The organism is Bradyrhizobium sp. 23 (genome assembly GCF_023073295.1).
GTDB lineage: Bacteria > Pseudomonadota > Alphaproteobacteria > Rhizobiales > Xanthobacteraceae > Bradyrhizobium > Bradyrhizobium canariense_D.
On the sequence record NZ_JADPJF010000070.1, the window covers coordinates 141424 to 152409 of the forward strand.

The 10986-nt window shown below is 64.1% G+C and carries 10 protein-coding genes; 1 reads left to right on the forward strand and 9 read right to left on the reverse strand.

Features of this window, described 5'->3' with window-relative positions:
• Positions 1-2 precede the first annotated feature (2 nt).
• From IVB32_RS18485 to IVB32_RS18515, 7 genes are all read right to left on the reverse strand, one after another.
• A complete protein-coding gene (locus tag IVB32_RS18485) occupies positions 3-1664 on the reverse strand; it encodes a thiamine pyrophosphate-binding protein (RefSeq protein WP_247370128.1) in 1662 nt (553 codons plus the stop codon).
• A gap of 410 nt (positions 1665-2074) precedes the next feature.
• Positions 2075-2860, reverse strand: a complete 786-nt coding sequence (locus IVB32_RS18490) for an ABC transporter permease (protein ID WP_085361521.1) — start codon at positions 2858-2860, stop codon at positions 2075-2077.
• Positions 2857-3723 carry an ABC transporter permease gene (locus tag IVB32_RS18495; protein WP_026232651.1) on the reverse strand — a complete coding sequence of 289 codons (867 nt, stop codon included), beginning with the start codon at positions 3721-3723 and terminating at the stop codon, positions 2857-2859. Before IVB32_RS18495 ends, IVB32_RS18490 begins: the two co-directional genes overlap by 4 nt.
• Positions 3724-3742: 19 nt before the next feature.
• Positions 3743-4801, reverse strand: coding sequence for an ABC transporter substrate-binding protein (locus tag IVB32_RS18500; RefSeq protein WP_085361522.1), 1059 nt, complete (start codon positions 4799-4801; stop codon positions 3743-3745).
• A gap of 28 nt (positions 4802-4829) precedes the next feature.
• Positions 4830-6137 carry an FAD-binding oxidoreductase gene (locus IVB32_RS18505; RefSeq protein ID WP_085385419.1) on the reverse strand — a complete coding sequence of 436 codons (1308 nt, stop codon included), beginning with the start codon at positions 6135-6137 and terminating at the stop codon, positions 4830-4832.
• 15 nt (positions 6138-6152) lie between these two features.
• Positions 6153-6869: an HAD family hydrolase gene (locus IVB32_RS18510; protein ID WP_018454007.1), complete on the reverse strand. Its 717-nt coding sequence runs from the start codon at positions 6867-6869 to the stop codon at positions 6153-6155.
• A 36-nt stretch (positions 6870-6905) separates the two neighbouring features.
• Entirely contained in the window at positions 6906-7988 is a 1083-nt protein-coding gene (locus IVB32_RS18515) for an ABC transporter ATP-binding protein (RefSeq protein WP_018454006.1), read from the reverse strand.
• A gap of 210 nt (positions 7989-8198) precedes the next feature.
• On the opposite strand from IVB32_RS18515, the gene IVB32_RS18520 reads away from it, so the two are divergent.
• The gene (locus IVB32_RS18520) at positions 8199-9137 is read left to right on the forward strand and encodes a LysR family transcriptional regulator (protein WP_085351937.1); all 939 of its coding nucleotides are present in this window, start codon (positions 8199-8201) and stop codon (positions 9135-9137) included.
• Positions 9138-9194: 57 nt separating this feature from the next.
• Here IVB32_RS18520 and IVB32_RS18525 read toward each other — a convergent pair whose 3' ends face one another.
• Both IVB32_RS18525 and uxuA read right to left on the reverse strand, forming a co-directional pair.
• Positions 9195-10106 carry a lipase family protein gene (locus tag IVB32_RS18525; RefSeq protein WP_247370125.1) on the reverse strand — a complete coding sequence of 304 codons (912 nt, stop codon included), beginning with the start codon at positions 10104-10106 and terminating at the stop codon, positions 9195-9197.
• 263 nt (positions 10107-10369) lie between these two features.
• Positions 10370-10986 (reverse strand): mannonate dehydratase (uxuA, locus tag IVB32_RS18530; RefSeq protein ID WP_247410891.1); only part of this gene is annotated, 617 nt, incomplete at its 5' end.

Below are 10986 nucleotides of genomic sequence, written 5' to 3' on the forward strand. Positions count from 1 at the left end.
GCTTAAGCCTTCACCGCAGGGGCGAAGTCCTTGCCGACCGACATCGCGCGCGGATCGATGATGCAGTGGAGGATCGACGGCTTGCCCGAGGCGAGCGCACGCTCGAACGCCGGCGCGAACTCTTCGGTGCGCTCGACGCGCTCGCCATGGCCGCCGAACGCTTTTGCGTACATCGCAAAATCCGGGTTCTTGAGCTGGGTGCCGACCACGCGTCCCGGATAGTCGCGCTCCTGGTGCATGCGGATGGTGCCGTATTGCGCATTGTCGACGATGATGACGACGAGCGGCGCATCGTATTGCACGGCAGTCGCGAATTCCTGCCCGTTCATCAGGAAGCAGCCGTCGCCGGCGAACGCGATAACGGTGCGATCCGGATATTGCCGTTTCGCGAGCACCGCCGCCGGCACGCCATATCCCATCGAGCCCGAGGTCGGCGCGAGCTGGGCGGCAAAGCTGTGGAAGCGATGATGGCGATGGATCCAGCCGGCGTAGTTGCCGGCGCCGTTGCAGACGATCGCGTCCTTGGGCAGGCGATCGCGCAGCCAGGTCATGACCTGGCCGTACTGGAACGTGCCCGGCAGCTCGCGCGCCTTTTCGGTCCAGGCAAGATAGTCGGCATGCGCCTTGGCGGCCTCGCCCTTCCAGGCAACGGCGCCTGCCGGCTTCAGCGTCTCGACCGCGGCCGCGAAGGCGGCGGGCGTGGCCTGGATCGCGAGCTCAGGCTGATAGATGCGGCCGAGCTCTTCCGAGCCGGGATGAACGTGGATCAGCTTCTGCCGCGGGGTCGGAATGTCGAGCAGCGTGTAGGATGAGGACGGCATTTCCGACATGCGGCCGCCGATCAGCAAAATGACGTCGGCGTGGTCGAGGCGCGCCTTCAGGCCCGGGCTCGGCCCGATGCCGAGATCGCCGGCATAATGCGAGTGATCGGCGTCGATCAGCGAGGCCCGGCGGAAGGAGGTCGCGACCGGCAGGTCGAACCGCTCGGCAAAGCGCGCGATGCTCCGGGTCGCTTCATCCGTCCAGCGCGAGCCGCCAAGAATGACGAGCGGCGCCTTGGCGCTCGCAAGCATGGCGCCGACGCGCTCGATATCGGCAGGCGCCGGCCAGCTCACCGCCGGCTCGATGCGCATGGCGTCCGCAACGGCTGCGGTCTCGGTCAGCATGTTCTCGGGCAGCGAGATCACCACGGGACCGGGACGGCCCTGCATGGCGACGCGGAAAGCGCGCGCGACCAACTCCGGAATCCGGTCGGGACGATCGATCTCGACCGCCCATTTCGCCATGGTGCCGAACACCGCCTTGTAGTCGAGTTCCTGAAACGCCTCGCGCTCGCGCATGCCGGTGTCGACCTGACCGACGAACAGGATCATTGGCGTGGAATCCTGCATCGCGATGTGGACGCCGTGGCTCGCATTGGTGGCGCCGGGGCCGCGGGTGACGAAGCAGATGCCGGGACGCCCGGTGAGCTTGCCATAGGCTTCCGCCATCATCGCCGCACCGCCTTCGGCGCGGCAGATCATGACGTCGATCGGGCTGTCGTGCAGCGCGTCCAGCGCCGCCAGATAGCTCTCGCCCGGCACGCAGGTGACGCGCTCGACGCCCTGGGCGACGAGCTGATCGATCAGGATCTGGCCCCCGGTGCGGGCGTTGCGAATGGTCATGACGGCTCCCTCAAGGCTTTGGCGATGCGTTTCGCAGCTTCGCGAAATTTTGCTCGGAGCTGGCGTAGGACAGGCCGACAGGGCGCGCAAGATCGAAAGGCTCCTCGCACCCTGCGCAGGCGTCATGCCCGCCCCTGCTGGTTGCACTGCAGCCCATGTCGCAGCCGCTTGCCGGACGAGAGGTGGCGAGCTTCGACGCCTTCGTTGACGACCTGGCCGAACCAAGGTGCCCTATTCGACCGCGACCTCAGCGAGGCCGACGTGCCGGCAAACAGCAGGGCACAGATCGTGGAGATGATTTTGGCGTGGCTGGCGGCGAAAGCGTGAGACGGCGAGGTTCGTGCCAAGCATTCGGTGTCGTCCTGGCGAAGCCAGGACCTCCTGGCTTTCGCCAGGACGATGAACAAAAATCACCCGCCCTTTTTCTGCCGCGCGCTCGCCAGCAGTACCAGCACGAAGGAGGCCGCCGTCATCAGCGTCGAGATGGCAGCGATGGTCGGGTCGATCTCGTCGCGGAGGGCGGTGAACATGCGCTTGGTCAGCGGCTGATACTGGCCGCCGGAGATGAAAAGCGCGACGATGGTCTCGTCCATCGCCGAGATGAAGGCGAAGATGCCGCCTGCGACCACGCTGGACTTGATCTGCGGCAAGGTCACCGCGAAGAAGCTACGCAGGCGATTCATGCCGAGGCTGCGTGCGACCATCTCCTGCGCCGGATCGAAACTCTGCAAGCCCGCCAGCACCGAAATGATCACGTAAGGCAGCCCCAGCATCACATTGGCGAGCACCAAGCCCGGCAGCGTCGCGACCAAGCCGATTTTGGCATAGAGGAAGAAGATCCCCACCGCAGTGATGATGATCGGCACCACCAGCGGCAACAGCAGCATCATGTGGATCAGCCGCATGATCCGCAGCTTCGACTGGCTGATGGCATAGGCGGCGGAGACGCCGAGCGGCGTTGCGATAAGCACGGTAAGGAGCGCGACCGTCAGCGTTACCCGCGTCGCCTGCATCCAGGCCGCGTTGGAGAAATACTGCTGATACCAGCGCAGCGAGAACGACGGTGGCGGAAAGGTCAGAAAACGCGCGCTGGAGAAGGAGATCGGCGCGATGATCAGCACCGGCAGGATCAGGTAGATCAGCACCAGCGCGCTGATCACATAGAGGGCGATCCGGGCGGGTGACAATCGCGTCATTTCTGCCCCAATATGCGATCGAGCGAGATGAAGCGGCTGACGACGAAGAAGATCGCGAGCACGCTTAAGAGCAGCACGACGGCGACTGCGCTCGCCGCGCCGAACTGGTTGTATAGCTCGACATTGCGGCTCACCAGCATCGACACCATCACCGTGCGGCCGCCGCCGAGCAGTTCCGGCGTGATGTAAAAACCGAGGCAGAGCACGAACACCATGGTGCAGCCTGCCAGCACGCCCGGCAGAGACAGCGGCAGGAAGACGCGGACGAAGGTGAGCGACGGGCTCGCTCCCAGGCTGGCGCCGGCCTGCATGAGGTCGGACGGGATCTTCTGCATGGTGGCGTAGAGCGGCAGCACCATGAACGGCAAGAGGATGTGTACCGTCGCAACCACCGTGCCGAAGGTGTTGTGCACCAGCGCGAGCGGTTCGCTCGTCACCTCGAGATAACGCAAAAGCTGGTTGATCACACCGGTGCGCTGGAGCAGCGCCAGCCAGGCATAAGCGCGCACCAGCACACTGGTCCAGAACGGCAGCACGACCAGCGACAGGATGAGAATGCTCCATCCTTTCGGCACCGAGTTGGCGAGGTAGGCCACGGGATAGCCAAGTAGCAGCGCGATTCCCGTGACCACGAGGCTGATCTCGAAGGTCAGCGCAAAGCTGCGCCAGTAGATGTCTTCGGTGAAGACGCGGCGATAATTCTCCAGCGTGAAGCCGTCATGGTAGATCGACTGCCAGGCGAGCCAGCCGACCGGCAGCACGATCAGAGCCAAGATCACCAGCAGCGCCGGCGACACCAATGCCAGCATCAGGCCGTGTTCGCGACGCTGATGCTTTTGGGAGGGATCCGGCACGGATGTCATCGACGCGGCCTCGCTTCGCCTACTTCTGCATGAACGACGCCCAACGCTTCTCGGTGGCTTCGCCCGCCGGCGAGGACCACCAGGCGTAGGACATCAGGGCCTGCTTGGCCGCATTGGCCGGCTCGCTTGGCAATTGCGCGGCGCGCTCCGGCTTGATCACGCCGGTATCGAACGCCTTGGGATTGCCCGGGCCGTAATCGATATTGAGCGGCAGATTGGCCTGGTGCACGGGATCGACGGCCTCGTTGAGGAATTTGACTGCCGTCTCGAGATTCGGCGCGCCCTTGAGAATGCAGAGCGAGGTGCTCTGCAAAACGCCCTGGTTGTAGGTGAAGGCAACCTTGGCGCCTTCCTTCGCGACTGCGCTGACGCGGCCGTTCCAGGCCATCTCCATGTCGACCTCGCCGTCATTGAGAAGCTGTGCCGACTGCGCACCGGAGGTCCACCACACCGTGATGTGCGGCTTGATCTCTTCCAGCTTCTTGAAGGCGCGCTCGACGTCGAGCGGATAGAGCTTGTCGGGCGCGACGCCGTCGGCCATCAGGGCCGCCTCGAGCGTCGCGAACGGGTGGTTACGCAGTGCGCGGCGCCCGGGAAATTTCTTGACGTCCCAGAAATCGGCCCAGCTGTTCGGCGCGTCCTTCGGAAACGTCTTCTGGCTGTAAGCCAGTACGCTGGAATAGAACTCGTAGGAAACCGAATAGGGGCTGCGATAGGACTCCGGCATCGCGGCGCCATTCGGGATCTTCGAGAAGTCGAGCTTCTCGATCAGCCCCTGCTCGCCGCCACGCAGGCAGTTGCCGGTCGGAGTATCGACGACATCCCAGATCGGCTTGCCGCTGCCGACTTGCGTTTTGATTGCGGGCCAGGCATCGGGAATGGAGTCCTGGTTGACGGTGATGCCGAGCTTCTTGGCGGTGGGATCGAGAATCGCCACCGTCTGCGCCTGCTGGTAGGCGCCGCCTTGCGAGACGAAGGTGATCTGTTCGGCAGCGGCGGCGATGCCGGTTGTTGCGAACATTCCGAGCGATCCGCCCAACAAAGCGTAGCCAAATCGAAAATCTCGTTTCGTCGTCATCCTCGCCTCCTCTGTCACTAATTAAATGTCACTGTCCGATCGCATCGAGAAACTGGTACCAGCCGGCGACCATGCGCACGGCGGGCTCGCGCAACGGATAGAACGGGATGGCTTTCAATCGCCTCGCGTCGAGCAGCCCGACCTCTGGCGTCTCGCCGCGCACGAAAGCGGCGAGATAGCGGCCCATCAGGCTCGACATCGCCACGCCCGCGCCGTTGTAGCCCATCGAGAACAGCGTGCGGTCGTCGAGCCGGCCGATATGCGGCACGGAGTCCAACGTCATCCCGACCAGGCCCGACCATTTGTAGGCGAGCGGGACGTCGGCAAGGTCGGGAAAGATTCCGACCATCGCCTTGCGCAGCGCGTCGAAAGCGGTTTCCGAATCCTGCTTGCCGAACGCGCCGCGGCCGCCAAAAATCACACGATTGTCGACCATGCGGAACCAGCGCATCATGCGCTTGGTCTCGGTGTAGGTGCGCCCGGTCGGCATCAGGCTTCCCGCGAGGTTGCGCGGCAGCCTGTCGGTCGCGATGATGGCGCTTCGGAACGGGATCAGCGTGCGCTGCATGTTCGTCGTCGCGCCGGTGAGGTCGGAATAGCTGTTGGTGGCGATGATCGCCTGCTTTGCCCGCACTGCGCCTTGCGGCGTTTCAGCGACGATGCCGCTGTTGTCGCGGCGGAGCCTTACGACCGGCGACTCCTGGAAAATCGGGATGCCGCGGCGCGCCACGCCATCGGCAAGGCCGCGCAGATAATTCAGCGGATGGATGCCGCCGGAGCCGGGATTGAGCACGCCGCCGACGAAGATGTCGGAGCCAGTCTCGTCGCGCACTTGCCCCTTGTCGAGGATGCGGACCTCCGCATCCCCCATCTCGCGCTTCATCCAGTTGGCCTCGTCGATCGCGGCCTTCAGGGTCGTCTCGTTGTGAGCGGCCTTGACCTGGCCGGTGCGCGTCAACGCGGCACTGGTGATGCCAAATTCGGAGACCAGCTCCTCGACGATATCAGTGGATTCATGCGCGATCCCGTACATGCGCTGCGCCATGGCGCGGCCGTGCACGGCGTCGATCTCGCGGAACGAGAGGCGGAACTTTGCGGTGATCACGCCGCCATTGCGTCCACTCGCGCCCCAGCCCGGGCGGTTGGCCTCAAGTACGATCGGCGACAAACCGCTTTTGGCGATGTGGTGCGCAGCAGACAGGCCCGTGTAGCCCGCACCGATGATCACCACATCCGCCTGGTGCTCGCCTGACACGACCGGAAACTCGCGCGCCGGCTCGGCCGTGGCGGCCCACAGCGAGTTGGCCGACGGCAGCGCGTTCCAGTCCCGTGTCATGCCACCGCTCATGCCTTACGCCGCCGGCCCGATGGCCGCATCGGCAAGCGCCTTCAACGTCGGAAAATGGAAGTCCGGCTTGGTCAGCGTCTCCACGGCCGGTGTGCCTCCGAAACCGGCCATGCCCTGGCGGCGCTCGATCCAGCACACCTTGTAGCCGAGTTTCCGCGCAATCCCGATGTCGTGATACTGGCTCTGCGCGACGTGAAGGATATCGGACTGCTTGTAGCCGAAAGCGGACTGGCGGCCCTTGTTGTAGGCGAAAAACTCCGGATCGGGTTTCGCAACGCCAGTCTCGTCGGCGCAAACGGTATCGTCGAAGGGATTGCCGAGCGCGTGCGCGTAACAGGACAGCGCGACGCGGTCGGCATTGGTCATCGCGACCAGGCGGAATTTGGTTCTCAGGCGCTTCAGAGCCTCGACCGAGTCTGGGAACGGTCCCCAGCGCAGCACCGCGAGCTGGAACACGTCGCAGGAGGCGTCATCGGCCTGCAGCCCGAGTTCCTTGGCAAGATAGCGATAGACATGGAACATCACCTCGCTCGAACGCTCGTGGTGCTTGTCGCGACCGCGCTTGTAGGATTCGAAGATCTTGTCGTCGCTGAGCTCGGCCGGCGACTTGCCCGAGATCCGGCGCACCGCGGAGAGCACGCCGGTCTCGAAATCGATCAAGGTGCCGACGACGTCGAAGGTGAGAACCTTGAAATTGCTGAACGAGGCTGCTGACGACATTTTTGGCTTCTTCTCTCGGTTGGACAAGGCTTGGGTTCAGTCCCTCACCCTGGGCACGACGATGGTGTCCTCGGGGTGAAGGGTCACGGTAAGGCTGCCGCCCAGCGGCGGGATGCGGCTGTAGGCCTGGTGATAGCTCGCCTGGCGCAGGCTGAGCACGATGCCATCGGCGAGCGCCAGGAAGATGCGCAGACTCTCGCCCTGATAGACGATGTCGGTGACCGTGCCGGTGAGCCGATTGCAGGCGGTGTCCGGCGCACCATCGTCGATCAGCAGTTTTTCGCTGTGCACGGCGAGCATCAGCGCGTCCCCGTCGGGAATGGCGCGGGCGCTGCGCAGAAGCACATTGCCGAGCGCAACGCCGGAGGCATCGACGCGTCGCACGGGAAGCATCGTGGCCTCGCCAATGAAACTCGCGACGAAGGAATCCGCGGGATGATCGTGCAGGCGCTCGGGCGCGTCGATCTGGATCAGCCTGCCGTCCTTCATCACGGCGACGCGGTCGCTCATGGTCAGCGCTTCGCGCTGATCGTGGGTGACGTAGATGATGGTGGCGCCGATGCGCTTGTGCAGCGCGCGCAGCTCGATCTGCATGGATTCGCGCAGTTGCTTGTCGAGCGCGGACAGCGGTTCGTCCATCAGGATCAGCCGCGGCTCGAAGATCATGGCGCGTGCGAGCGCCACGCGCTGGCGCTGGCCGCCGGAGAGTTGCGCGATACCGCGCTCTTCGTAGCCGGCAAGACCGACCATCGAAAGCGCCGCGCGCACCTTATCCGGCCAGGCCGCCTTCGGCAGCCGTCGCGCGCGCAAGGGAAAGGCAACATTCTCGCCGACGCTCATATGCGGGAACAGCGCGTAGTTCTGGAACACGACGCCGATGTCGCGCTTGTGCGGCGGCATCCAGGTGACGTCGCGGCCGCCGAACAAGATCGTTCCGCTCGATGGCAGGATGAAGCCGCCGAGGATGCCGAGCAACGTCGTCTTGCCGGAGCCGGAGGGGCCGAGCAGGGAGACGAACTCGCCGGCGGCGACATTGAGGGACACGTCGTCGAGGGCGCGAACGGCACCATAGGCCTTGCTCGCGGATCTGATCTCGACGCTTTCCGCTCGTTTGTCCAACGATCGACCTCGCCATCTCCTGAGCCGGCGTGCTTCACTGCGCGCCATAAGCCTGCTTTATAGACAGGAATTTGAGCACTCCTGGTCGAAGCGTGCACCGCACCAACATCTTCGCTCGCAGGCCCTGTCTTTTGGCTATGACTCCAATGACACCAGACTTGGCAAAACTCGGCAATTGCCAAATTCTCACCTGGGTCATAACATGGTGTTATGCCAGAGCTGCGCCGGATGCTGCCCTCAAGTAACGCCCTGTTCGTCTTCGACGCAGCGGCGCGCAATGGCAGCTTCACGGCGGCGGCCGCCGAACTGAACGTCACCCAGCCTGCGGTGAGCCGGATGCTGGGTCAGTTCGAGGACTATCTCGGCGTCCGCCTGTTCGATCGCAAGGCGGGACGCGCGGTGCTCACGGAGGACGGCGAACTCTTGTATCGCCGCGTGCTCGAAGGCTTTCGCAGCATCGAAAGCGGGCTGGTCGAGATCGAGCGCCGCCGCAAGGGCACCGAGACGGTGACACTGTCGGTCTCCTCCGCCTTCACCACGCATTGGCTGATGCCGCGCATCGACAAGCTGCAGAAGCAATTTCCTCAGGTCGATTTGCGCTTTCAGCTGATCTCCGGCGCGCTGCGCGGACCGGTGGAGAATGTCGACCTCGGCATGCGCTTCCGCGATCGCGAGGAGCCGTCATCCGGCGGCACGCTGGTGATGAAGGAGGTCATGCTGCCGATGTGCAGCCCTGCCTATCTCGGCGAAACCGATCCCGCCGAAGGCAACACCATCATTCGGCTCGCCGAGACGCCGGGCGACTGGGCCGCGGATTACGCATCGCTTCTCACCGGGCGCCGCGGTGTGGCAAAGGCGCTGAGCTTCACGGACTATGCCGTCGTGATGCAGGCCGCCCTGCTCGGCCAGGGCATCGCGCTCGGTTGGCTGACGGTCGCCTCGCACTGGCTGTTGACCGGCGCGCTGGTGCCGGCCTCCGACACGCTCACCACCACACGCCGCATCTGCGAATTCCTGCCACCGCGCAACCGGCCGATGCGTCCGATCGCCGCCGAGATCCGCGACTGGATCACCGCGCAGATGAAAAGCGAGATCGCCGCGATCGACCGGCTCTATCCGAAGCTCGGCGCGATGGCGGCTTGCTACTAGAGCGTTTTCGGGCGAAGTGGACCGGTTCACGTGAAGAAAACGCATCAAAACCGGAGTCTAGGCGGGTGTCAGCGCGGCACAGTAACGATCGGGCAGGTGATCGCCGATCCCTGCCGGCAGCAGCACCGTGAGCCTGCCGACGACATCCGTCCGCGTGTTCTCGGATACGCCGCTGAGGAGATTGCGGACCTGCTCACCAATTCCAGCATTCGCCATTGGCTCATCCGAACCAACATTCGTCATGAGCTGGCTGGCGCTGAATTTGGCGCCGCGTGCACAGGCGAGATAACGGCCGACGTGATGAAAGCCAAGCCCGGGCGGAGGCACGGTCGGGACGATGTCGGTGCCGTGCACGAGACGATAGGTCGTCCTGCCGAGCGTACCGCTGTAGAGGGCGACGAAATCGTCGCGGCCCACGCGCGGACAACCGTAAAGATAGATCTGCGCATCCGCGAGCTGGAGCTGCTCCCGCGCCAAGTCCGCCGTTGCCACCGCGATCGCGGCGCCGAGGCTGTGCCCAGTGATGAAGATCGGTGATTTGCGCGCCAGCGCTGCCGCCAGTGCGCTCTTCACGTCGTCCCACACGGCCGCCGCCGCATCGACGAACCCCTGGTGCACGGGCGCCTTCGGTCGGCCAAGCGTGAAATCGCTGACCCAGTTCAGGAGATGAAGCGGGTCGGTGCCGGCGAATGCGACAATGGTTGCGTCGCCCTTGCTCGCGATGATCCCGCGCGTGTCGGTCAGCGGCAGCGTCGAATGCGCCGGCTGGCTCAGCAACTTGACGCCGGACAGATCCCAGAAAGGAGAGACCCTGTTGATCGTGTCCGGCACATGGGTCTCGTAGGCGAGTTGCGACATCCACATCATCGCGCGAGCGATGTCGAGATCAAAGCCGGTTGATGTCTCGTTGAATTTTGCAAATGCCCGTCGGTCATATTGATCGGGAGGAAGTTCGACCAGAATGCTCACATCAAGCTCCTAAATGGCTTATTGCTACAATGCGTCGATCGAAATCGGAATGACGCTACCTTCGCATATGGCTGGAATTTTGACAATCTGTGCGCGTGCCCGTGACGTATTCTGCCTTTGCGCCTAAGGGGACAAGGTTGAGACGAGGCACCTCTCCCTCCGCGTCATTGCGAGCGTCGCGAACCAATCCAGAGTCCTTCCGCGGAGGAATTCTGGTTTGGTTCGCTACGCTCGCAATGACGGTATGGATAAAGTTTTGGCCTCTATCGATGCTCGATCGCGCGGATCGCGCCGCGGAGCTCGGCCAGGCCGCGGAGGCGGCCAATCGCGGTGTAGCCCGGATTGGTGCGCTTGGTGGCCGCGAGATCGTCGAGCATGCGATGGCCGTGGTCGGGCCGGAACACAATTTTCTGGCCGGGCGAACGCCGCGCGTTCTCCTTCAGCAGCGCCTTCAGCACCGAGACCATGTCGACGTCACCGTCGAGATGATCGGACTCGTAGAAGGACAGGCCATCCGCCTCGCGCTTGGTCGCGCGCAGATGCGCAAAGGCAATGCGCGAGCCGAAGCGTTCGGCCATCCCGGGAAGATTGTTCTCGGCGCGCACGCCAAGCGACCCCGTGCACAGGCAGATACCATTCGCCTTTGACGGCACCGCATCGAACAACGCCTGATAGTCATCGGCGCTGGACGCGACGCGCGGCAGACCGAACAGCGGGCGCGGCGGGTCGTCCGGATGCAGCGTCAATGAGACCCCGAGCTGCTCGGCGACGGGGGTGACGCGGCCCAAAAACTCGGCGAGATGCTGCCGCAGGATTTTTGGCGTGACGTCGCGATATGTTTCGAGCCGATCGCGGAATTGCGGGATGGTCATCGGCTCGG

Excerpts from the sequence above, each read along its gene's own strand:
- IVB32_RS18520 (WP_085351937.1), top strand. The coding sequence starts at position 8,199 with ATGCCAGAGCTGCGCCGGATGCTGCCCTCAAGTAACGCCCTGTTCGTC.
- IVB32_RS18495 (WP_026232651.1), bottom strand. The coding sequence starts at position 3,723 with ATGACATCCGTGCCGGATCCCTCCCAAAAGCATCAGCGTCGCGAACAC.
- IVB32_RS18500 (WP_085361522.1), bottom strand. The coding sequence starts at position 4,801 with ATGACGACGAAACGAGATTTTCGATTTGGCTACGCTTTGTTGGGCGGA.
- IVB32_RS18510 (WP_018454007.1), bottom strand. The coding sequence starts at position 6,869 with ATGTCGTCAGCAGCCTCGTTCAGCAATTTCAAGGTTCTCACCTTCGAC.
- IVB32_RS18485 (WP_247370128.1), bottom strand. The coding sequence starts at position 1,664 with ATGACCATTCGCAACGCCCGCACCGGGGGCCAGATCCTGATCGATCAG.
- IVB32_RS18490 (WP_085361521.1), bottom strand. The coding sequence starts at position 2,860 with ATGACGCGATTGTCACCCGCCCGGATCGCCCTCTATGTGATCAGCGCG.
- IVB32_RS18505 (WP_085385419.1), bottom strand. The coding sequence starts at position 6,137 with ATGACACGGGACTGGAACGCGCTGCCGTCGGCCAACTCGCTGTGGGCC.